Origin of the sequence: Sphingobacterium endophyticum (assembly GCF_009733535.1) — a bacterium.
Classification (GTDB): Bacteria; Bacteroidota; Bacteroidia; order Sphingobacteriales; family Sphingobacteriaceae; genus Sphingobacterium; species Sphingobacterium endophyticum.
On the sequence record NZ_SMMI01000006.1, the window covers coordinates 1 to 23472 of the forward strand.

The window sequence follows — 23472 nt, forward strand, 5'->3', positions numbered from 1 at the left end:
GTCTTGTTTTATGTTTTCCTCCCGCTCCGGGATATCTGAATCGATTATCTTGTTTATCTTTTCAGCTATGCTCCCATCACTGGGAACTTCGCTGCGCTACATGATCATTTAAAGAACTTTCCTCGCCTCCGCTTCGCGCTTCGGCTGTATGTCGTAAAGTACCTTTCGGCACTTCCAAACTTTCACTTTTTATCGGCCCGGGCGTCGCGCCCTGTGCCGTATTCCCTGGTTGGGACTGCAAAGGTAGAAGCTTTTTTTGAATCCGCAAAATTTATTTTAAAATAATTTTCGCGGTGGTTTTCTCCCGGTTTCCAGAGGACCTCTCGGATCCTGCCGGCTACCCGTGCGCTTCCCTTATTTCAGTGGCCCGTGGGCCGTCCCTCCCTTGCGGAGTGGTGCAAAGATAGGGACAAATTACATTCACTTCCAAGCCCCGCGGCAAAGTATTTTTACCCAGGAACCGTAACTCGCTATCCCATTGGCCGATAATTTTTATGCTTAGACTGAAATATGTACCCGAAGAGAATTTTTACAGGGCAAAATTGCTCCTGCGATAAAGATAGCAGGGACAGCCAACCAAAAACAGCTGAGCTATTTTTTCTTTGATCTTTCAGCAAGATGATTAAATTTCAAACAGGCATCAATCCAAAACTCTAAATCTTTCTTATCCTTATAACCATCAAAGTTCACCAAACAATAACCATCCAATTTTCTCCCTCGCATAACCATAGGCTCTACCCCACTCCTTTTATTTAATTGGTCAGCTTGCTTAGGGTCGATCCGGCACATCAAATGTTCCCCAGAAACATTGACACACATTTTACCGTCAACTAAAAATGCAATTCCTCCGAACATGGTTTTCTCTTGCACTTCTAATGCCGTGGCCTCAGTTAGATATTCCCTCACCTTATTTGCAAGATTTAGATCATATGCCATACAAAAGCTGATATAATAAAGTTTAAACTGAAATCAACTGAACCATGAAAATAAAATTAGTTTTTCAACAATACTTTACCGTTCTGTTTACCGCTCCTAACCTCTTTCAAACCAACAACGGCATCCTGCATCAAAAGAACCTTGGAGATATTGATTTTAATTTCACCTTTATGAATCTGATCCAATATTTCATTTAGCTGCTTTGGATTTGGCCCAGAGTTTAAAAGGAATCCATTTACGTTATAAAGATTCAGTAATTCCGGATCCGGCTGTTGAACAAGACTCACAATCGTTCCACCTTCCTTAATTAAAGGAATAAGTTTATTTTGATCTGCTGTTCCGATAAGATCGACTACCAGATCCATTTCTGGCAAACCTTCTAGATAATTTTCCACTTTATAATCGAGATAGAAGTTAGCGCCCATATCGAGCACGGCAAACTGATATTGCTGAGAACCGACGGCATAGGTAGTAGCACCGGCCTTATTCGCAAATTGAACGGCATAGGAGCCCACATTACCAGAAGCTCCTACAACTAATGCACTCTGCCCCTCCCTCAATTTTCCTTTATCAAACAATGCATGCCAGGCAGCTAAGGAAGAAACGGGACAAGCGGCAGCCGACTCAAAGGCCAGGCCGATGGGGATCTTACTTAATTCCCCCGTATTGACCACAATCTGTTCCGCAAATGCACCACCATAGCTTCTGGGATTGGCACAGACATAATCACCGACCTGAAATCCATCCTCTGTATTAGAGATTTGAACAATTACACCGGAGAATTCTGCACCCGGAATAAATGGAAATTTAATGTGCGGCATCGGAATTGTCTTTTCCAGGACCTTAACATCGAAAGGAACTATACCTGCATAGAGTACATGGATTAAGGCAGTCCCAGCCTTTAATTCAGGATCATGGATACTTTCATATCTCCCATTCTCAATATCTCCAAATTCACTATAGAGGATTGCTTTCATAGTAGAACTATTGTATTTAATAAATCACCAGAAAAGGATATAGTTTTGAATTTAACATTTATTATTAAGAAAAGGAACTTTTTTTTATTTTTTTTAACCTCATTATCAGATACTTAATGAGTTTTCTGATAAAAATTCAAAAAAATATTTTGATTATACGAAACCCTTCGTACATTTGAATACGAAAACATTCGTAGATACTAATAGATAACGTATGAAACCGACAGAAAGCGAAATGGAAATCTTGCAGGTCCTTTGGGATAAGGGACAAAGCAGTGTTAGAGAAGTTTTTGAGACCTTGGACAAAAAGGACGTTGGATATACCACTATATTAAAACTTATGCAGATCATGCATGACAAAGGAATGGTAATTAGAGACACAAGCTCGAAGACCCACCTTTACCAAGCGAAATTAGTTAAGGAAGAGATCCAAGAAAAAATGTTGGATAAAATGATTGACTCTGTATATAACGGATCAACATCTCGATTGGTTATGCAGGCCTTAGGAAACGAGAGAACAAGCCAAGAGGAGTTGGATGAGATTAAGGCATTTTTAAAAACCCTTGAATTGAATTAGACATGGAAAATTTCATCATCAATTTTAGTCACGCCCTAGGCTGGAGCATTACACATTCCTTGTGGCAGGCATCCATTTGGTTTATTATCTATAGTTTATATACGATGTTTTATCCACAGCTTACGGCAAAAGCAAAGCACAATGCTGCATTTGCGACTCAAATCTCAATTTTCGTCAGCTTTATCTTCACATTTATCTATTTCTACCAGTTAGGAAATCAATCAATTGATTTAAGGAATATCCGTCCAGAAGATTTTAAAAACATTGTTGGTCAAATCGGCGATGAGCAATTTAGGTTTGAAAATTTATTGCCATATGTTGTATCGGGCTATTTGATAGGGTTTATCGTGCAGATCTTGTTATTAACCAACAGCTTAATAAGATTAAGGACATTGAAGTACAAAGGCCTGGATTCGATCCCCGAAAATTGGAACAAGCTATATGAAGGGGCAAAGCAAAAATTAGACGTTAGGAAATCCGTTGGCCTATATCTGTCCAACAATATTTCGGTTCCGATTACACTCGGACATATCAGGCCCTTCATTCTCTTTCCTATAGCTTATGCGAACAAAATGGACCTGGCCCACGTGGAAGCCATCATACTACATGAGCTAGCCCATGTAAAAAGGCAGGATTACCTTTTCAATCTATTGAAGGTAGGCATAGAAACGGTTATGTTCTTTAATCCATTTATATGGGCATTATCAAAAGTTATGGAAAGGGAAAGAGAACATGCCTGCGATGATATGGTGGTGGAACATATTTCCACGCCATTATCCTATGCACAGGCCTTAGTGAAATTGGAAGATTTGCGCATGCGATTAAATCCAGCATTGACATTAGCAGCAACTGGAAATAAAAACCACCTATTAAATAGAATCAAAAGAATCACAAAAATGGAAACGAATTATAAAAATGTAAGGCCACAATTGATTGCGGTATTAATGAGTGGGATTGGGATATTAACCTTGGCATTCCTATTACCTATAAATAAAAGCAATGCTCAGGAACAACAAGCTTCGGAAGCAAAGGTACAAGCCACGAATAAGATAGTTTATGACACCATCAGGCCGGAAATTCCTGAACCTGCTCAGGTTCCATTGAACGCAAAGGAGCCTAAGGCAATGGTCATACAGCAAAACAATATGATAATTGACACCGTGGAGCTACCCTTAGAGGTCAGGAATAAAATCCGTTCGATTGAAGCTAATTCTAAGAAAATGCAGGAATACTACGATTCTAAGGAGTGGAAGGATAAGATTGCTGAAATCAATGCAAATGCTATGAAAGTCCAGGAAAAATTTAATTCGCCTGAATGGAAGGCACAGATGAAGCAAGTTGAGGAAAACAGCAAGAAAGTAACGGCTTATTTCGAAAGCCCGGAATGGAAGAAGCAAATGGCAAACATTGAGAAGGAAGCCTCAAAAGTTCAGGAGTATTTCAATTCTGCCGAATGGAACAATCAGATAAAAAAGATTGAAGAAGACAGCAAAAAAGTAACTGCATATTTCGAAAGCCCGGAATGGAAGCAACAAATGGCAAACATTGAAAAGGAAGCCTCCAAGGTTCAGGATCACTTCAACTCGCCTGAGTGGAGGAAACAGATTGAAAAAATAGAAGCAGATGGTAAAAAATTAGATGAGTATTTTAGGAGTCCCGAGTGGAAAAAGAAAGAGGAAGAATGGAAAAAGCTTCAAAACTCTCCGGAGTATAAAGAGATCAACCAGAAGTATCAGAAAGATTTAGAAGAGCTAAGAAATAAGAAAGGGATTTCAAAGATTTAAAAGCTTATAATTTATTGTTTCGTTGTTTAGTTTTAGGAGGCCTCAATTGGGGCCTTTCTTTTTTGATGTTAGGGAAAGCTATAAATTAGTAATATTGCATTGTAAGAAAAACTAAATGAATGGAGCTAATTTATTGGATTGATTTATTGGGAACCATGGTTTTTGCCATTTCTGGCGCTATGGCAGCAAACAGAAAAGGTATTGATATTTTTGGAGCCACATTTATGGGGTTTGTCACCGCTATCGGAGGTGGGTCCCTTAGGGATGTCTTTTTAAACTTAAGGCCGGTTTGGGTGGAGGATGGGAATTACCTATTGGCCATCCTAATAGGTGTCCTGATATCCATATTTTTTAACAAGAATTTAGATCGGTTTGCACGGACACTTTTTCTATTTGATGCATTGGGAATTGGTTTTTTCACGGTAGTAGGAGTTGAAAAATCATTGGCATATGAGAGCAGTGCGATTTCGGCCGTAATGCTGGGGATGTTTTCAGCCTGTATGGGCGGGGTCATACGGGACGTATTAATGAATGTCACTCCATTAATACTTCGAAAAGAAATCTACGCTTCCGCCTGCTTAGCTGGCTCCCTAACGTTTGTAATCTTACAGATGACACCGGTCAGTGATGATGTTAATTATTTTGTGAGTGCAGGTGTTGTGTTTGGGATTCGGTTTTTATCCGTTAGATACAACCTATCCTTACCTGCCGTTACCCCTGTACAGCAAAAGGAATAGCCGCCTTAAATATCGGAATATGTATTAAATATACAGGTGATAAAAAAGCCAGATCTTCGACCTGGCTTCTGTTTTACCTTTTCTTTTTCAGCTGTGGAAAAGTCATTTTATACGAGACCCTTATTTGGCCTTTTGAAATATTATCGAGCTTACTTTTAAGCATAGCTTTTTTCAGAGGCCCAAGCTTATCGATGAACAACTTTCCCTCGATATGGTCATATTCATGCTGGACTACCCTCGCAGCGAGTCCTGTTAGTTCTTCCTCCTGTTCTTCAAAATTCTCATCCAAGTAGTTGATAATGACATTTTTCTTTCTCAACACCTCTTCATTGATATTTGGAATACTCAAACAGCCTTCAGAGAATGCCCATTTTTCACCTGATTCTTCTACCAGGATTGGGTTAATAAAAACCCGCTTAAAATCCTTTGCGGTTGGGTCACCCGGACCATCCTCGTCATCTTCGCCGAATGGAGAAGCGTCAATTACAAACAACCTGATCGGCAATCCAACCTGTGGAGCAGCTAATCCCACGCCATTGGCAGCATACATTGTTTCAAACATATTATCTAAAAGCTGCTTTAATTCTGGATATTCCTCATCAATCTCTTCTGTTCTCTGACGTAAAACAGGATCTCCATATGCTACTATTGGTAATTTCATTTGTTTTTATTTACAGTGCAAAGATATTAATAATTTAGAAGAGGATCCATATTGATTGAATTGACTTATTTTTGCCACATGGATAGTCCAAGCATTACCTCTTTATTTCATTTTATGAAGGATCAGCTAGACCCTTCACTTTCTATGGAACAATCCGATGGATTTATTCGGTTCTTTTGTCCCGGATTACCCTTTGACCTCTATATTATTCAGCGGCTGGGGGTTGATGTTCATGAAATTGATTCTAAAAGAAGGATTATCATTTCCGAACAGCAATTAGGCCTTCAGTTACCAAAAATAAAGAACCGCATCAAGGCACTTTCAGGGAAGGCGGTTAAGATCTATGCCCGTGAAACCGTATTGGCCCGGATCGATAAAAAACAGGCCCTGGCTTTTCAAGAGGAACATCATTTACAGATTGTCCTGCCCGGCAAGTATCGTTATGGGCTCTTTTACCAAGGGGAACTGGTTTCAGTAGCCGTATTCAGCGGGGGTAGGAAAATGCGTGATTATGCAGAGGAATATAGGTCGTTCGAACTCCTACGATTCTGTCACAAGTCTGACCATATTGTAATCGGGGGGCTCTCCAAACTGATCAAGGCGTTCAAAAAGGATTTTAATCCCGATGATATTATGACCTATGTGGATATGGACTGGGCACAGGATTCATCGCTAAAAGCCATCGGCTTTGAAGAAAGGGGGATGAGGAAAGGGGAAACATTTTGGGTGAGCGAAGGGATACAATATATTATCGGGAAAGAAGAGGAACTGCTGGAAATAGCTGATAACCATCCGAATGGTTATTTATACCGTAACCTAGGAAGTATTAAATTAGTAATGTCTTTATAAAAGAAGCTTAATTTTATTATATTTATAGCTTAATCAATCGAAATTTATTCCTTATGAAACGAAAACTTCGCATGGGCATGGTCGGTGGTGGAAACGATGCCTTTATAGGAGCGGTACACCGCATTGCAGCCTTTATGGACGGTAAAATAGAATTAGTTTGTGGTGCTTTCAGTGTAAACAGAGAGATTTCCTTACAATCTGGCGAGGATTTATTTGTTCCGGAAGAGAGAGTTTACCCATCATACCAAGAGATGATCGAACAAGAGGCAAAGCTTCCTGAAGGGGAACGCATGGACTTCGTCACGATCGTTACACCGAACTTCCTGCACTTTGGACCGGCGAAATTAGCCTTAGAAAACGGATTCGATGTTGTCGTAGAGAAACCGATGACTTTAAATTTGGAGGAAGCTTTGGAATTACAGCAGATCGTGGAGCGCACAGGTCGTACGCTTTGTTTGACGCACACCTATTCAGGGTATCCGATGGTAAAACAAGCAAAAGCGATGATCAAAGATGGATTTTTAGGTAAGATCCGTAAGATTATGGTTGAATATCCACAGGGATGGTTAAGCCGACTAACAGAACGTGAAGGCAATGCCGGTGCAGCATGGCGCACAGATCCTAAACGCTCCGGAAAGTCATTAGCCATGGGCGATATCGGTACGCACGTAGCACATTTAGCTGAATATGTTACAGGTTTGAGAATTACAGAAGTATGTGCGGACCTAACCTCATTTGTAGAAGGCAGACAATTAGACGATGACGGGTCGGTATTATTGCGATTTACTGAAGGCGCAAAAGGAACCTTAACTGCATCTCAAATCTGTGCCGGAGAAGAGAATGCCGTTCGTATTCGGGTTTACGGTGAAAAAGGCGGAATTGAATGGGCGAATGAAGACCCAAATAATTTAATCGTTAAGATGCTGGATCAACCAAGACAGTATTTCCGCACAGGAAACGCATATGCGGCACCTTTTACCTTAAGTACATTTGCAACACATAACACTAGAATACCTGCAGGTCACCCTGAAGGGTTATTAGAATCTTTTGCTAACATTTACCGTAATTTTGCGGCAACAGTTGCCGCTAAAAAGGATGGTAAAACACCAACCGCTGAACAGTTGGATTTTCCAAATGTAAATGATGGCGTTCGTGGTATGGCATTTATTGATACCGTTGTTGCTAGCAACGCTACGAATGAAAAATGGACGAAGTTCGTGATATAAAAAATCTGCAAGAACTTGTTGAAATTATAGATCAGGCGAAAGGACATCTTTCGCCTGATTTTCTTATTATCATATTAGGTCCAACAGCATCAGGAAAAACGAGGCTTGCTGTAAATCTTGCAAAGATGATGGATGCTGAAATCATATCAGCCGACTCAAGGCAGGTATATAAAAAACTTGATATTGGCACCGGAAAAGATCTCTCCGAGTACCATTCTATCCCCTATCACCTTATTGACATCGTCGAACCGACAGGACAGTATGATGTACAACAATTTAAGGAAGATTTTGACGCTGCCTACAAAAAAATAAACACCTTGGGAAAGATGGCCATCTTATGTGGTGGTACTGGATCCTACATACAGAGCATTTTACAAGAAAATAGGTATAGTAAGATCCCAAGAGACCGGGAATTGCAGGAAAAATTCTCCAAATTAAGCACAGAGGACCTGAAGGATGAAATCCGAAAGAAGCTAATTCCGCAAGATTTCCAGATCGATTGGAAAAACCATAAAAGATTGGTTAGAGCCCTTGAAATTTTAAACTACCTTGATAAGAATCGCATACCGGTACCGACAGGCCCACTAATTAAGAATTATTTAATCTTTGGATTAAATCCAACGGCAGTCGATAGAAGGGCGAAGATAGATTTAAGGTTAGCGAATCGAATGGAGGAAGGTTTTATAGATGAAGTAAAATCTTTAATAAACGAAGGCGTGAGCCATGAAGCTTTACAATGGTTTGGCCTTGAATATAAATATGCTTCATATTATCTGCTCGGAAAAATTGATGAGGAAGAGTTTTTGAAGAAATTAAGGACAGAAATTCATAGGTATGCCAAGCGTCAGATGACATATTTTAGGAAGATGGAGAAGGATGGGATTAAGATAAACTGGATAAAGTGGGTATAAAAAAAAGCAGGTTGCCGAAACAACCTGCTTTCTTTACAATTTAATCTCTTCGTCCTTGGAGTTAAAGAAGTGGAATTCAGTCAAATAATAAGAGCTCACTTCCTTTACCTTAATCCATTTCCAATATTTTAGAAACCATTTCATTCTTCTGGATATAAGACCAGATTTGATGTAGGCTGCGATGTAGGGGTGTACACAGAGTGTAACTCCGACTTCGTTCTGTTCCTGAAGAATAAAACTCAAATTGCTTTCTATATCATCCAATAAAACGATACTGGACCTAATTTCGCCGGTACCATCACAAGCGGGACATTTTTCATTGGTCACGATGCTCATTTCCGGCCGAACTCTTTGCCTTGTTATCTGGACGAGTCCAAACTTACTAGGAGGGAGAATTGTATGGCGAGCTCTGTCGCTGGCCATTGCTTCCTTCAAGAATCCATATAATTCTTTCCGGTTGGATGCTTTATGCATATCGATAAAATCGATGACGACAATTCCACCCATATCCCTCAGCCTAAGCTGGCGGGCAATTTCTTTTGCCGCTTCCTTATTAACCAGGAGAGCGTTATCTTCTTGATTTTCTTTATTGGCAATTCTATTTCCACTATTGACGTCGATGACGTGGAGCGCTTCGGTGTGTTCCACCACTAGATAAGCACCGCCTTGTAGATTTACAGTTTTGCCGAAAGACGCCTTAATTTGCTTTTCAACGCCGAAGTGGTCAAAAATTGGTTCTTTTCCTTTATAGAATTTTACAATTTTTTCAAGATCGGGTGAAATCTCTTGAATATATGACTTTACTTCCTCAAAGATTTCATTATCATTCACATAAATGTGGGTAAATTCATCGGTGAGGATATCACGCAGGATAGTGGATGCACGATCCATTTCACCTAGTACTTTCTGAGGGGGTTCAGCAGATTTAAGACGTTTGGTAAACAATTCCCATTTAGAGATTAGGTCCAGGAGGTCTTTTTGTAGTTCTTCTACACCTTTACCTTCAGATACTGTCCGGATGATTACGCCAAAATTTGCAGGTTTAATACTTTCTACAATTTTCTTTAATCTATTCCTTTCGGCACTACCTTTAATCTTTTTGGAAATGGAAACCGAACTTGAAAAAGGTACTAATACCACAAAGCGTCCAGCGATGGATAAGTCGGAACTTAATCGCGGACCTTTCGTTGAGATAGGTTCTTTCGCTATCTGCACGGGTAGAAGCATATTTCGGCTTAAAACATCAGATATTTTTCCAGCCTTGTCAATGTCCTTTTCAAGCTTCAAACTATTGAGCAGTTTTTCTTGATAACTGCCATTCTTTACTACCCTTGTTAATTTGATCAAGGATTGTACTTGAGGCCCCAAGTCGAGGTAATGCAGGAAAGCATCTTTTTCGTAGCCTACATCTACGAAAGCTGCATTTAAGCCGGGCATGATTTTCTTTACTCTCCCTAAGTAAATATCGCCCACGGCATAATTATTACCAGCTTGTTCCCTGTTTAACTCAACAAGTTGTTTGTCCTGTAGTAAAGCAATAGTCACCCCCTTATCGGGGACTGAATCGATAATTAATTCCTTTACCAACAGCTACTAAATTAAGGACAGCTGTGGACTCGCTCCACAACTCATAATGTCCGGTTAAACATAAAACCGTTTAATGAAAAAAACAATCTATGATGAATAATCGATCATAGATTGTATCACTTGAATCATAAAGCTTACGCTTTATATTTATTTTTTCTTGTGTCTATTTTTTCTTAAACGTTTTTTACGTTTGTGAGTAGCCATTTTGTGTCTTTTTCTTTTTTTTCCGCTTGGCATAGCTTTAATGTTTTTAAATGATTTTAAAAAATGTGTTAATTACTTACTTAGTTCTTCGATCCTACGATCGATGAACTGGGAGAGACTCGGATCTGCAGCCATTTCCTTGCTTTTTTGAAAAGCGGCAATAGCTTCGTTCTTCATCCCTATATTTTCATATCCTGTCGCCAAATAAAAATATGATTCGGCGTCAGGTTTCTGTTCAATTACAATTTTAAAACGATCGATCGCCCGATCGAATTGACGCGACTGTAATGAGAACAAACCTAAGGTTTTATTAGCCTCTAGGTTTTTTGGGTCAGCTTGGACAACTTCTCTCAAGAAGGCGATACCGGCCATTGGATTATTAGTCCCGGTCACCATTGCAGCACCCAGCCCGGTTTTAGCCTCTAAGCTAGAACCATTCAAATCTACGGCTTTTTGATAAACTTCAATAGCTTTTTGATTTAGTGCAGATGCAAGGGTGCTATCTTGAAGATTCGTATATCCTTTACGGAAATTATCCCCAGATTTCAAGAAATACTCAAACTTAGGTTCTATGCTGGCCATCTGCTCATAAATATAAGCTTGAGGCGCGGGTTTTTCCACATCGTTCCATTTATCGGCAAGTTGCTGGTAGATGGACAATTTTTCGGAACCATCCGCTTTATTAGCCTTAGCTTCCAGGGCGGAGATTTCATTGACAATCGCAGGATTCAATCCTCTTTTAGCTGCCTCAGAAACGGAGCTCAGGTTGAACTGAGCTGCAGAAGCACTCGCTTCAGAGGAAGTGGATGCTTCTGCAGTTTTTTCATCTTCATTGACCAAGCCCTTCACAGGTTTAAACAATAGGAATCCTACAACAAGGACAACTGCTGCAATAACGATGATCTGGATTTGCCTGGTTTTATTCATGTAGATGATTATTTTTTATTTCCGTTCTTAACTTTCTCTACAAATACTTTTGCAGGTTTGAAGCTAGGCACGTAGTGCTCAGGAATGATAATAGCTGTGTTCTTAGAGATGTTACGTGCTGTTTTTTCGGCTCTCTTTTTAACCACAAAACTACCAAAACCTCTTACATAAACATTCTCGCCGCCAATCATAGCGCTTTTAACTACTTTGAAGAATGCTTCAACGGTTTCTTGTACATCAACCTTCTCTAAACCAGTCTTGTTAGAGATTTCTGCAATAATTTCTGCTTTAGTCATATCTATTTTACTCTATATTAATCTATACCCTAAGCTAATCAGCCCGTTTGGGGATGCAAAAGTATCTTTTTAAAATGAGTAATGGAAATATTTTTGTGTTTTTTTCAAATCCAACCCACTATCATTCAATGAATTAGTAGTTTACTCCCCAATATTACATTTCAAAAGGCTTGCAAAGCTACAATTATTTTATTGACAATCAAAGTATTAATGAACTTTCTAAGCTTAAAATTTCAGCCAAATGACGTATGTCATTTTCTTCGTGCTGGGCAGACACCACGATTCGATTTAACATCGGACTTGAAGTTAATGGATAGGGAAAGCTCGATATTAATATTTTTTTTTGCAGCAAATGCTTGTAAAGGAAAGGATCCTTTGAGCTAAAGACTGGAAAATCTTCAATATGATTTAACTTCAATCTTTTTGTGGACTCTCTCAAGAGATTCGTATTTTCTTGCATCTTTTCAAATGCCCTCAAATAAATATCTTCAGCATGAATTAAAGCATACATAGATGCTGGAGAACTGGGAGAAGCACCGTTAAATATCGGATGCCTTTTGACCTGAGCAATGTTTTCTAAATCCCCTAGGACCACCCCGGCATCAGTCCCTAAGCCCTTGGCCAATGAAGCGACCACTGTAACATTTATATTTGGAAGATTTAATTCAATCAAATTCGTGGAAACCTGGTTCCTTTTCAATATTCCAAGACCGTGCGAGTCGTCCAAGATTAGGGTGATGTACTTATTTGGCAATATCCTATCTAAAAAAGAAAAGTCAAGATGACTTGGAATAAGATTGTCAATGCAGTTAGAGATTATGGCAAAATCCGTGTCCTGGGAGCTATTGATATCATGAACGGTCCTTTCGGACCAATCCTTGAAATTCCCTTGTTGTTCTGGCTGGGTATTACGCCATAGCGCGGGGTGGCTTCCAGGAGCATAAACTATATATTTATTTCTTGTCAATGCCAGTACAGCCGCTTGGGCCGCAAGGTATCCGCTTGACAAAACAGCTGCAGCAGCAAATCCAAACCGATTGGCAAGATGATGCTCCGCTTCATCATAAACGCCTATCTGAATGTTATTGGATCTAGAAGTTCCATTGTTTAACCCATAGATATCAATCCCTTTTTTAAAGAGATCGATGTATTCAGGGTCTGTCAAAAGGCCTAAGTAAGCTGTTCCACCAAAAAACAGATAGTCAGTTCCTTCCAAGCTAATCTTTCTTCCCGTAGTTTGTTTCAGGTTTCTAAAGGCAGTCATGGTAAATATTTTCTGGAGTCAAATGTACTGAAAAGCATTTAAAGGAACGGGGCCACGGAAATTCTTTGGTTGAGGTTGATTCGATCAGAACAGATGAAATTTCAGGGGAACATTAACCCCTACCCCAAGGGTAAATCCATCAATAGGTTTGAAATTCTTTTTGGTATTGATATCAAAGCCATATCCTGCAGAAAGCTCCAATATGGAGAATACGCTGATACCAGCTTTAGCTGTCGCGGTATAAGGTGTAATTTCGCCTTTAACAAATGGCCAGACCGCAACATTATTGAGGTAGTATGTAATTCCGAATTCTGGAATTATGGTGGATTGATCCATCATCCATGTAAAATTTGCTCCGGCATCGAACTTGATATATTGAGATTGATTGGGAGCAAATAATGTCCATGCAGATGCTTTCAGAAAGCTACCACTCTGGTATTGATAACCTACTGAAGGACCAAATATCCAACCATCAGCCTGTTCCGCTTTTTGCTGGGAATAACCAAAGCTATTTATTGTACAAATGAATATTAGAATGGAATAGAATCTTCTCATCGACTGCTTTTAAAAATTTACAATAATAATTAAACAAAGTTCCATGATTTTTGTTACTTTTAAAATGTAAATCACAATCACACAATACTATTACAGGAAAACAACAAAGCATGTTCAAACATCTGTTTTTCAGCACACGTACTACTTCCAATTGATAAAATTGGGGTAGCATGCACCAAAAACAATTAATTTATTTTTACTAATTTCTTAACAAGAACTTAATTTCAAACATCTAAATTTCAACACGTTAAATCGTTTGGCAAAAACGAGTTTAACCTTACATGTTATTGCATGTAATCGATCTGCCTGAAAAAAGAAAAAATAATTACTCAGTTTCGGCGTTTAACTAGATAATAAGCCCTAAACCATACCATTCTTTTCCAGGTATATGGCATTAATTAATTCTTTAAATTTTTTACAATTATTGTATGAAAATTATCAGTTTAAAAAGTATGGCTTTGTGTCAATCCCATCCTTTATGTCCTCATTGTGGAGAAGCTTACCTCTATTCAAGAGTACGTAGACCATGGTGGGTAAGATCATTTTTATTTTTCTTGCCCGTAAAGAGATATGCTTGCAATCAATGCAACAAATCTTCTTATATTTTACGTGACAGAGCTTAATTTAATGAGTTATCACACTAACGCTCGTTAAAGCAATTATTTCTAATTTAAACGTTTCGTATAGCATTACTAAGACCCAGAAAGGTTATCGCCCGATTGCCTATTCAACGTGTTGGAAAATCCTATACTCAGGCCAACTATGCTTTCTCGCAAGCATGATCCATCCCTATAACACAGTAAATTTTAAAGGAAATGGGCATCCTATTATTTTTTATGAGGTTCATGGAGCATTAATTCATCGATAACTTCTTCGAGTTTTTGGTAAGGATATTTATGTATAATAAATCTATGATTCCCTTTTTCCATGGGCTCCCAATAATTTGAGCCGTCATCTTCCAATCTAATTTTTCCAGGTCCACTGATATAGAAGTATTTTTCAGAATTTTCGGCCGCAATTAATACGGCAGTTTGATCCCAAGATTTCCTTGATTCGACTTTTTGTTTTTCATAAGTTTCTAGATTGATTTTATAACCGATAGAAACTGGGCTATCACTTTTATTCAACCCGGCAACCTTCCCTCCCGTTTTAATTTTATCACCGATTTCGAATCCCGAAAACAAGATTGGTCTAGGGAAATTTTCAAAAGCATAGATTGCGGACCCAGCATCTTGGTGCACATTAAATTCTTTTCCTTGCGGGAAAGCTGCGGCCATAGCAACCCAATTTTTAACTTTTTGATTTACTAACTGCACTCCGTTAAGTTTTGAATATTGATCAGGTTTGGACTTTAATAGATCACTGATATTAGTCATAAATCCAACGGTAATAATAGTGACGCTATTATCGGGCTGCTTTGCCAATTCCCAACGGTAGATATCAACAGCCAAAGGATAATCTTTATTGGCTAGTTCTGGAGCAAATTGTTTGATTATAGCTTCATTCCAATTATTTCCAGCAGTAAATTCTGGAGCAGTAGGATTCGTCGTTCTTCCGACAGGTATTTCTCCTCGCCCAAAATATCTGTTGTAGACTTCTATGGTTGCCGGAATATCTTTATGAGCGTCACTGGCTAAAGTTGCCAAAATTTCTATTTTACCCTGATCTGCAAACGCATGCAATAATGCAATTGCTCCAATGTCATCATAATCAGGTCCCATGTCGGTGTCAAAGATCACCTTAATTCTTCTATTATCTGAAAAACTTGTTTCTGCTCCAATCAATCTTTGATTGGATAAAAATGAAATAATGAGAATCATTATGATTCTGGAGATTGATAAACGATTATTGTATTTCATATGTTTTGAATTAGGTTTAGTTGATTGAATATAATAAATTTTCATAAATCCATTTTATTGTCGCATAATATGTATTTAGACCCGTATCATTGCTAACCACTAATTAAACTTAAAATTAGCACTATGAAAAAATCATTCTTTTATTCAATAACCTTCCTGTTTAGTATGCTCTTAATGAGCTGTTCAAAAGATGTTGACCCCCAATTAAAAACGATTATTAAAAGTCTTAAAACATGGGGAGCCTTTAAGAGGTCAAGCAGTAACAGCTATAAATTTATCGTTCAACAGAATACATTTTCCTACATTGGAAATGTACGAACTGAAACAATTGTAAATCCAAAAAAACATGTTAGTTGCCCTTAAGGTTGAAAATCAGGGGATGATATCCTTAGCAGGCAAGAGTTACACGAATATTGAGGATGCCCGTTTGCCGGGATACACATTATTTCTATTAAAAAGTTAAACTAATCAACCTCTATTTTCCTAAACTTCACTATTGAAATTATATAATTTAATTAAGGAAATTCCTTGATATATATAAATCAGCAACTGCATTATTTTTAATCTTGAATAGTTTAGAGAACATTTGAATATCCAAAAAAAGGAGATTCAACGATGTTTAAGATTAAAAAAATAAAGAGCTTAAGTATTAGCATTATCCTGAGTTTAAGTTTTCTAACTTTTTCCAAAGGAGAGTTAGCCACGTGGCTGAAAAAAATGAATAATTCAATAATCTTAATTGGGAACTATAAGGAAGGAATGGTTGATCTAAAAAAATTAGAAATTGAACAAACAGGTCTTAATTATAGTTCAAGAGTATCAACATACGGTTGGGAAATAAGCAGTACCTTTTAGTATATTTATATTGCAAAATAAAAAAGCCGTTCAATTTTTATTTTTGAACGGCCTTCTATTACCCTAAATTACTTCTTACCACCACCCCTTAATAAAGCGACTAATAGCAGGATAAATACAGCCCCGCCTACAATCCAAACCCATGGTTTAGCAAACATTCCTTCATCGCCTTTGTCAATATCCACATTGATATCCAATCCTTTGTCCTGGGCCCAACTTTGCACAGAAACAAATAAAAGCGTCAATAATACCGACGGACGCAATTTAAAAATACAATTTCCTTCCATATCTAATAATTTATGACTTATAATTTGAATAATAACAGTTTGCCGGAACAAATGTTTTGATTTAACAGGCTGCAAGAACGATAAACAAAACTACTTAAAGCCAAGAAATTCCTACTTGTCGGTAAAAAATAAATGAGGGTAAAATATTAGGACTAATCTACTGTGGCTTAAAATTTACAAATGAAAGTTTAGTAGATAAACCCCATACTGTCAAGAGGTTTATTTATCGAACTTTAATGTATCAAACACAATTTTAACTTAACCGGCTATCTGCCCTTTTCACACTTACTGCAATGAATCCATATCTTAATTCACAAAATCAAGATCTCATGGAATATGCTAAACAGCATAAGGCCAAGTATAGAGATGCGCAACCTTTTCCAAGCATCTCATTTGACAATTTCTTCAATCCAGATTTCTTAACAGCTGTTCTGGAGGAATTTCCAGACCTTTCAAAAGGGAATAATATTGTTTACAACGATCCCTTACAGAAGAAGCTGGCAGGAAATGGAGAGGAATTATTCGGCCCTGAGACTAGGAAGCTGATGCATTTCCTGAATTCCGAACCCTTCTTAAAATTCGTAAATGAAATTACCAGTATCGATGAAACGCTCTTTGGAGATCCATATTTCTCGGGTGCGGGACTACATGAGTGTAAACGCGGAGGATTGTTGAAAGTCCATGCAGATTTCAACAAGCATCCAATAAACGCGCTTGACCGAAGGGTAAACATGATCATCTATCTAAATAAGGATTGGAAGGATGAATATGGCGGCCATTTCGAACTTTGGGACGAGGAGATGACAGGATGTGTAAATAAGTTTGCTCCTACATTCAACTCCATCGCGATGTTTTCGACAACATCAATTTCCTATCATGGACTTCCCAACCCCTTAAATTGTCCAGAAGATATGAGCAGAAAATCACTTGCCTTATATTATTATTCATATGGAAGGCCAGAGGCGGAAGCAATTGCCTTTAAGGGGGGACACAATTCTATTTTCGTCAAGCGAAAGGATTCTTCCGAGGACTCATCAGCATGGACGGCTTTTGACGAATCAAAACGAAAAAAGCCAATTCTCAAAAGGATCTACAACAAATTTGTCGCAAAGCTACTTTAAAGAAAGAAATATAAAAATTTCTTCTATCAAAAATTTAAGTGAGCACAATTATACAAAGGCTTGAAATATATTTTGAGGTCAGGCCCATCTCCAACTTATTTGCCGGTTTCAGAGTCAGCAGCATCGACTGGCTTTGATTCCGGTGATCCTTTCTGCCTCAAGAAAATGCTCAAAATGACTATGGATGCAACAGAAATAAATTCGCTTTGCCAGTTTTGAAAAGACTCGAACCAAAACTTTGGTTCTTTTAGAAATTCTATTAGACCTAACATTGGTTCTTGTTTTAATGAATTTTCGAAATTAAGTTCTTTATAACTTCCGTAAAGGTGTGCGATCCAGCTCAATAGGAATAAGATTACAAAAGCCAAAGATAAGGACCTCTGGTAAACATACAATCTCCACCCTCCCTTTTTAACCGGCAAAGGCGCTCCCTCTCTATTGGGATCCGGCTCCCTATCAACTTCTTCCCTTTTTTCCAGATCTTTGGATTCTGCAGAGCCAGCCTGCCGTAAAGAAATCGTTAGAATTACATACAGGGACATCTGAAGGAATTCACTTTGAAAATTTTCGAATGTCGAAGAAAGAAAATGGCCGGAAGAAAAATACTCGGTAATTGATTGTTCCCTGGCCCCAAGTTCTCTTATCTGTTCGTTAAATTCCTTCCAACCAAAATACGATTGGCCGCACAGAGCCAAAATAAAAATGCCCAAGAAAAAAATGGACAAGCCGTTTCTGTAAAAAAAACTTTTTTTCATAATCGATCATAGCTTATGATGTTCACACAATCTAACACTTAGAACTCTATTTCGTTCATTCCTGATGCACATTGCAATGAATATTCTATACCCATTGCAATGGATGAGACTTAGCAACTATTGATTAACATATTTTTCACATTAAAATAAACAGCCATCAACGACTTACCAAATAAGCGCTATTCTTGAATAATACTCAACCTTAAAACAATTCTGTTGAAAAACTATTTATTAATTGTTAACCATCAGGTAACACTGTCTTAACATTGCCTGATTAATTTTGACCGACATGAGGTCCGCTACTGAAGGCCTCAGATTCTAACATCCAATTTAATATGAAAAAAACATTCCCTCATTTTCATCGAAGCTCTGCAAGATCTTCACGTGCCTTGCTGCTCCTGATCGGCCTTGGATTCTCTCCTATCATTTCGTATTCATCACATTCAAATAATAACCTTGAATGGCTGAAACAAAAAAAGGTAACCGTATCGGGTACTGTTTATGACCAGAGCAACCAATCGGCATTAGGTTCTGTAACCATCTTGGTTGACGGCAAAGCTATTTCAAGCAGTAACGCACTAGGTGAGTTTTCTATAGAAGTTGACGCAGGAAAGGCGGTTAGTTTTCAAAGCTTAGGTTATGAAACACACAGCCAACAGTGGAATAGCGATAATAAATCCGTTAAAATTTATCTTCGTGCAACAGATGAATCAATCCAGGAAGTCGTTGTCACAGCATTGGGAATCAAAAGAGAAGAGAAATCTTTGGGATATGCAGTAAGTAAGGTAACGGGAGAGCAAATGACAGAAGCCACCCCAAGTAATTGGGTGGATGCGATGAAGGGAAAGGTTGCTGGATTAAATATCACTCAGGCGAGTTCGGGGCCTTTAAATACAGCCAGGATCAACCTACGGGGAGACCGTTCCTTGGATCCAGGAAAGAATGAGGCCCTCATCGTGGTAGACGGTATCCCCATGGTGAATGGAAAATTTAGCTCCGGGGTAACTGATGCCTACGGTGCAGGTTCAAGCGGTGCAGATAAGGACATACCCGTAGATTTCGGAAATGGATTGGGTGATATCAACCCCGACGACATAGAATCCATTTCCGTATTGAAGGGAGCTGCTGCTACAGCACTCTATGGAAGTCGGGCCGGGAATGGGGCCTTAATCATTACTACAAAATCGGGCAGAAACAATAAAAACGGAATCGGAATCACCGTCAATTCGAACACAAGTTTTCAATCTGTCCTTAAGTGGCCGGCATTTCAGTATGAATATGGACAAGGTAACCTGGAAAGGAATGCAGCTGGTGAACAATATTATTCCTATGGCCTTACAGAAGATGGAAGAAATACCGGATCTACCTCAAGTGCATTCGGGCCTAAATTTAATGGACAAGAATATTTTCAATACGATCCAAGTACGGAAACCGGAGGAACTTCAAGAACCCCTTGGGTACCTTATAAAGGAGGGGTTAAGGATTTTTTTGGAACGGGTTCCACCTATATGAACAGTGTATCCTTTGATGGAGGAAATGACAGCTTTACAACAAGAGCTTCCTTAACGCACACTAAGAATAGTTGGATCATGCCCAATACCGGATTTGACAGGCTCGTTGCTTCATTGAACAGCTCGGCAAAACTGAGCGACAAGTTAAAGATTAACATGAAGGCGAATTATACCAATAAGAATTCTGACAATTTACCAGGTACGGGCTATAATAATCAATCCATCGGATATTTTATGATCTTCCAAAATCCAAGTATCAGTTTGGATTGGTATAGGCCCATGTGGAAGAAAGATAGAGAGGACATTGAGCAGATCCATCCGTTCAGTTCATACATAGAAAATCCTTTTGTTATTGCGTATGAAATGACCAATAGTTTAAAAAGCCATGGCATTGACGGAATGCTACAAGGAACATACACATTCAATCCAAAATGGGAAATTATGCTACGTTCGGGATTGAGCATGCGTTCGGATATTAGAGAGCAGCGCCGACCTTGGGATACGGCAAACTTTCCCAAAGGATATTATAAGCAGCAGGATTTGTTCTATATGGAGTCCAATACCGACGCATTGCTTTCCTATAACGATCAGATCAGCGAAGATTTCAACATACGCGCATCGTTAGGGGGAAATATTATGAAGCGGGACATTAAAGAGGATGTTGGTGTTGCCAGAGGTTTGACCTCTCCGGGCGTCTATAAACTATCCAATGCTTTAACAAATGCCCTGGCTGAAAACAATGCTACTCAAAAGGAAATTCAGAGTGTTTTCGGAATGGTCAATTTAGCATGGAGAGATATGGTTTTTGTGGACGTCACCGCTAGGAATGACTGGTCATCTACCCTTCCCAATAGCAGCAGATCTTATTTCTATCCTTCGGTAAGCAGTAGTTTTGTCTTAAGTGAAATGATGGAAATGCCTAGTCAGGTATCCTTTGCCAAACTTCGTTTATCGTGGGCTCAAGTAGGAAATGATGCCGACCCTTATCAAACGATCAAATACTTCAATTCCTCCATTTTTCCAGGATCGGCTGAAGCACCTTCATTACTGCACAATGCTAACCTAAAGCCTGAAATTTCAAATTCTGTAGAAGCCGGTGTAAATGTCGCATTCTTTAACAATAGGTTAACTGCAGATGTAAACTATTACAGCAATCGATCAAGGAATCAGATACTAATTGTTCCCCGAGATGTAACTACAGGCTACAGTTCGGAGGTAATCAATGGAGGCTTAATTGAAAACAAGGGATGGGAAGTCAGTTTAACAGGAACACCAGTCCGCAATGAGAACTTTCAATGGAATGTTACGGCTAACTGGGCGAAGAATAAGAACAGGATTTTAGAATTGAGCGAAGGCGTAGAAACACCGCAGCAAGTGATAGCCTCAAGCGGCTCTGGTGCTGCAGAGATAATTGCAACAGTCGGCGGATCGACGGGAGATCTTTGGGGATATGGGCTGGTAAGGAATGATCAAGGACAGGTTATCTATGATGCAAGTACAGGCTTGCCGGTCCGTCCTACGGATAAGGTAAAAATAGGAAACGCTTATGCTGATTGGCGCGGTGGTTTCCACAATGAGTTCAGATATAAGAATTTTTCATTAAGTGCACTTATCGACGGTCAATATGGTGGTATCGTGTATTCCCAGACACACCATAAAATGACCGAACAAGGTAAGTTAGAGCATACATTAAGAGGACGCGAAACAGGAACGATCGTAGGTGATGGTGTCATTCAAAACGAGGATGGATCATTTAGTCAGAACAGCAAAGAGGTCGCAATTAACACCTATTATGGTGACTATTACAGAAGAGCTAATGTTGAAACCAACAGCTTTGATGCTTCCTATTTAAAACTTCGGGAAGTAAGGTTCGAGTATTCATTACCAAAGACTTTGGTTTCAAGATGGAAAATGAATTCTGCTTCGATCGCATTTTTTGGCCGTGACCTCTTCATGATTACAGATTTTCCGATGTATGATCCAGAGACTGCGGCATTAAATGGTGCGACCATCATGCCGGGTGTTGAAATGGGACAAATGCCAAGCACTAGGACTTTTGGCATGAACTTGAAAGTTAACTTTTAATCTGAACAACAATGAAAATCAACTATAAAAACTTTGCTTTATTCGCAGCCCTAACTGTAGGGATGGCCAGCTGTACCAAGGACTTCACAGACATCAACACAAATCCGAACAAACTGGAAAGTGTAGCACCAGGAACGCTAGTTACTCCCACTGTTTACGGTATGGCGACCTACTTTACCGTCCGCAGCAATGACTTTACTTGGGAAATAATGCAGGATGGACTTGCCAACCCAAGTGCTGCCAATGGGGTTCACAGGTATTATTTTACAGAACAGTCGGGCGATGGGACCTGGAACAATTGTTATAGATTTTTAAGGAACATCCGGGAGATGGAAGACGCGGCCATCAACGGAAATACAAAACTACCTGTCTATGAAGCAGTCGCCACTACATTGAAAGCTTATATCGTTGGAATTTTAACGGATAGCTTTGGGGATGTCCCAGTATCTGAGGCCATGAAGGCCGAGCAAGGGGTAGACCAACCTGTCTTTGATACGCAAGAGAAAATCTATACAGATATGATTGCTGCCCTGGAAAAGGCCAATACCCTGTATTCAGATCCATCAGAAATGGACGGGAATGACCTTCTTTACAACAATGATAAAAAGAAATGGCAAAAATTCAATAATTCAATTCTATTGCGATTTATCTTAAGGACATCAAAAAAGACGAATGCTTATGCTAAGATTAAAGCAATTTTAGATGATCCTGCAAAATATCCAATCTTTAGCTCAAATGATGAGGCTGCTATTTTAAAGGTAAATGGATTGTCACCCTATGATTATGCGTGGGGTAGACGTCAAGATTATGTGAACTTTACGGCAATGGCCTCATTTTTTGTAGATCAATTAAATTCTCTTGAGGATCCCAGGAGACCATTTATCATGACCCAAGCCACCGAATTAGTGGATGGTAAGATTGTACCCATTGGATTTAAGGGAATACCGGCAGGTCATTCTGGGGACCTATCAGCTATTAAATATAGTCCAAGTACTCCAAATGGAGATTTAATGTATCCCAGCAATGTTGGAACTCCCATTCAGGAGTTAATCATGCCTTATTCGGAAGTAGAATTTATTAAAGCTGAAACCTATTTGGCATTAGGATTAACATCAGAATCAAAGTCTGCCTATGAAAAAGGCGTTAAAGCATCGATAGAACAGTATGGAGGTATTGTTCAGGCGGATTATTTTGATAGTCCAGCGGCTGCCTTTGATGGAACACTTGAGAAGATAATGCTACAGAAATACCTAGCATTGTTTATGGTTGATTATCAACAATGGTTTGAATATCGCAGGACAGGATTTCCAAAATTACCCAAGACAGAATTCATGCTTCATGATGGGGTAATGCCTACTCGATTCATGTACAAAAATGAAGTGAGGAGATTCAATCCGGAGAATTACGAAAAAGCTGTTAAGCAGATGGGTGGAGATACTTTCCACACGAAAGTTTGGTGGGAAAAATAAATCCAGCAAAAAATAATAAAGAAAGGCGATCCAATAGGT

General features: G+C 39.0%; 22 protein-coding genes. 11 read left to right on the forward strand and 11 right to left on the reverse strand.

The genetic code is table 11. The features are described from left to right. Positions 1-591: 591 nt before the first annotated feature. Both E0Y80_RS09180 and E0Y80_RS09185 read right to left on the reverse strand, forming a co-directional pair. On the reverse strand, positions 592-936 hold the full coding sequence (locus E0Y80_RS09180) for a TfoX/Sxy family protein (RefSeq protein ID WP_156307378.1): 345 nt from the start codon (positions 934-936) through the stop codon (positions 592-594). A gap of 56 nt (positions 937-992) precedes the next feature. Then, complete coding sequence (locus E0Y80_RS09185; RefSeq protein WP_156307379.1) at positions 993-1913, reverse strand: quinone oxidoreductase family protein; 921 nt, start codon at positions 1911-1913, stop codon at positions 993-995. 214 nt (positions 1914-2127) lie between these two features. Between E0Y80_RS09185 and E0Y80_RS09190 the strand changes: the two genes are divergently transcribed. The 3 genes from E0Y80_RS09190 (at position 2128) to E0Y80_RS09200 (ending at position 5011) form a co-directional block, all read left to right on the forward strand. Beyond that, positions 2128-2490 (forward strand): BlaI/MecI/CopY family transcriptional regulator, encoded by a 363-nt coding sequence (locus tag E0Y80_RS09190; RefSeq protein ID WP_156307380.1) that lies wholly within the window; start codon positions 2128-2130, stop codon positions 2488-2490. Between the two features lie 2 nt (positions 2491-2492). Next, positions 2493-4274, forward strand: coding sequence for a M56 family metallopeptidase (locus tag E0Y80_RS09195; protein ID WP_156307381.1), 1782 nt, complete (start codon positions 2493-2495; stop codon positions 4272-4274). Between the two features lie 119 nt (positions 4275-4393). Further along, the gene (locus E0Y80_RS09200; RefSeq protein WP_156307382.1) at positions 4394-5011 is read left to right on the forward strand and encodes a trimeric intracellular cation channel family protein; all 618 of its coding nucleotides are present in this window, start codon (positions 4394-4396) and stop codon (positions 5009-5011) included. 73 nt (positions 5012-5084) lie between these two features. Here E0Y80_RS09200 and def read toward each other — a convergent pair whose 3' ends face one another. Next, positions 5085-5672: a peptide deformylase gene (def, locus tag E0Y80_RS09205; protein WP_156307383.1), complete on the reverse strand. Its 588-nt coding sequence runs from the start codon at positions 5670-5672 to the stop codon at positions 5085-5087. 114 nt (positions 5673-5786) lie between these two features. Between def and E0Y80_RS09210 the strand changes: the two genes are divergently transcribed. Genes E0Y80_RS09210 through miaA form a run of 3 tightly spaced genes read left to right on the forward strand, consistent with a single transcriptional unit; the run spans position 5787 to position 8658 of the window. Then, on the forward strand, positions 5787-6521 hold the full coding sequence (locus tag E0Y80_RS09210) for a hypothetical protein (RefSeq protein ID WP_156307384.1): 735 nt from the start codon (positions 5787-5789) through the stop codon (positions 6519-6521). Between the two features lie 53 nt (positions 6522-6574). Further along, a complete protein-coding gene (locus E0Y80_RS09215; RefSeq protein WP_156307385.1) occupies positions 6575-7747 on the forward strand; it encodes a Gfo/Idh/MocA family protein in 1173 nt (390 codons plus the stop codon). Beyond that, a complete protein-coding gene (gene miaA / locus E0Y80_RS09220; RefSeq protein WP_156307386.1) occupies positions 7726-8658 on the forward strand; it encodes a tRNA (adenosine(37)-N6)-dimethylallyltransferase MiaA in 933 nt (310 codons plus the stop codon). The genes E0Y80_RS09215 and miaA overlap by 22 nt, the downstream gene beginning before the upstream one ends. A gap of 33 nt (positions 8659-8691) precedes the next feature. On the opposite strand, the gene E0Y80_RS09225 is transcribed toward miaA, so the two are convergent. The 6 genes from E0Y80_RS09225 to E0Y80_RS09250 form a co-directional block, all read right to left on the reverse strand. After that, positions 8692-10245: an Rne/Rng family ribonuclease gene (locus E0Y80_RS09225; protein ID WP_156307387.1), complete on the reverse strand. Its 1554-nt coding sequence runs from the start codon at positions 10243-10245 to the stop codon at positions 8692-8694. A 276-nt stretch (positions 10246-10521) separates the two neighbouring features. Further along, entirely contained in the window at positions 10522-11376 is an 855-nt protein-coding gene (locus tag E0Y80_RS09230) for a tetratricopeptide repeat protein (protein ID WP_156307388.1), read from the reverse strand. Between the two features lie 8 nt (positions 11377-11384). After that, positions 11385-11672, reverse strand: coding sequence for an HU family DNA-binding protein (locus tag E0Y80_RS09235; RefSeq protein WP_093099732.1), 288 nt, complete (start codon positions 11670-11672; stop codon positions 11385-11387). Between the two features lie 199 nt (positions 11673-11871). Further along, positions 11872-12936 carry a PLP-dependent aminotransferase family protein gene (locus E0Y80_RS09240; RefSeq protein ID WP_156307389.1) on the reverse strand — a complete coding sequence of 355 codons (1065 nt, stop codon included), beginning with the start codon at positions 12934-12936 and terminating at the stop codon, positions 11872-11874. Between the two features lie 84 nt (positions 12937-13020). Then, positions 13021-13491, reverse strand: a complete 471-nt coding sequence (locus tag E0Y80_RS09245) for a hypothetical protein (RefSeq protein WP_156307390.1) — start codon at positions 13489-13491, stop codon at positions 13021-13023. Between the two features lie 827 nt (positions 13492-14318). Further along, positions 14319-15350 carry a nucleoside hydrolase gene (locus tag E0Y80_RS09250; protein ID WP_197091537.1) on the reverse strand — a complete coding sequence of 344 codons (1032 nt, stop codon included), beginning with the start codon at positions 15348-15350 and terminating at the stop codon, positions 14319-14321. 123 nt (positions 15351-15473) lie between these two features. Here E0Y80_RS09250 and E0Y80_RS09255 point away from each other — a divergent pair, with 123 nt between their 5' ends. Further along, the gene (locus E0Y80_RS09255; protein WP_156307392.1) at positions 15474-15713 is read left to right on the forward strand and encodes a hypothetical protein; all 240 of its coding nucleotides are present in this window, start codon (positions 15474-15476) and stop codon (positions 15711-15713) included. Positions 15714-16067: 354 nt separating this feature from the next. Continuing rightward, complete coding sequence (locus tag E0Y80_RS09260; RefSeq protein ID WP_156307393.1) at positions 16068-16205, forward strand: hypothetical protein; 138 nt, start codon at positions 16068-16070, stop codon at positions 16203-16205. Positions 16206-16273: 68 nt separating this feature from the next. Here the strand turns inward: E0Y80_RS09260 and E0Y80_RS09265 are convergent, their stop codons facing one another. After that, the gene (locus tag E0Y80_RS09265) at positions 16274-16492 is read right to left on the reverse strand and encodes a hypothetical protein (RefSeq protein ID WP_156307394.1); all 219 of its coding nucleotides are present in this window, start codon (positions 16490-16492) and stop codon (positions 16274-16276) included. Between the two features lie 329 nt (positions 16493-16821). Between E0Y80_RS09265 and E0Y80_RS09270 the strand changes: the two genes are divergently transcribed. Beyond that, on the forward strand, positions 16822-17613 hold the full coding sequence (locus tag E0Y80_RS09270; protein WP_231596005.1) for a 2OG-Fe(II) oxygenase: 792 nt from the start codon (positions 16822-16824) through the stop codon (positions 17611-17613). Between the two features lie 95 nt (positions 17614-17708). Here E0Y80_RS09270 and E0Y80_RS09275 read toward each other — a convergent pair whose 3' ends face one another. Next, positions 17709-18368, reverse strand: a complete 660-nt coding sequence (locus tag E0Y80_RS09275; RefSeq protein ID WP_156307396.1) for a DUF6766 family protein — start codon at positions 18366-18368, stop codon at positions 17709-17711. A gap of 335 nt (positions 18369-18703) precedes the next feature. Between E0Y80_RS09275 and E0Y80_RS09280 the strand changes: the two genes are divergently transcribed. Beyond that, positions 18704-21964 carry a SusC/RagA family TonB-linked outer membrane protein gene (locus E0Y80_RS09280; protein ID WP_156307397.1) on the forward strand — a complete coding sequence of 1087 codons (3261 nt, stop codon included), beginning with the start codon at positions 18704-18706 and terminating at the stop codon, positions 21962-21964. Positions 21965-21975: 11 nt separating this feature from the next. After that, positions 21976-23433 carry a SusD/RagB family nutrient-binding outer membrane lipoprotein gene (locus E0Y80_RS09285; protein ID WP_156307398.1) on the forward strand — a complete coding sequence of 486 codons (1458 nt, stop codon included), beginning with the start codon at positions 21976-21978 and terminating at the stop codon, positions 23431-23433. Positions 23434-23472 lie beyond the last annotated feature (39 nt).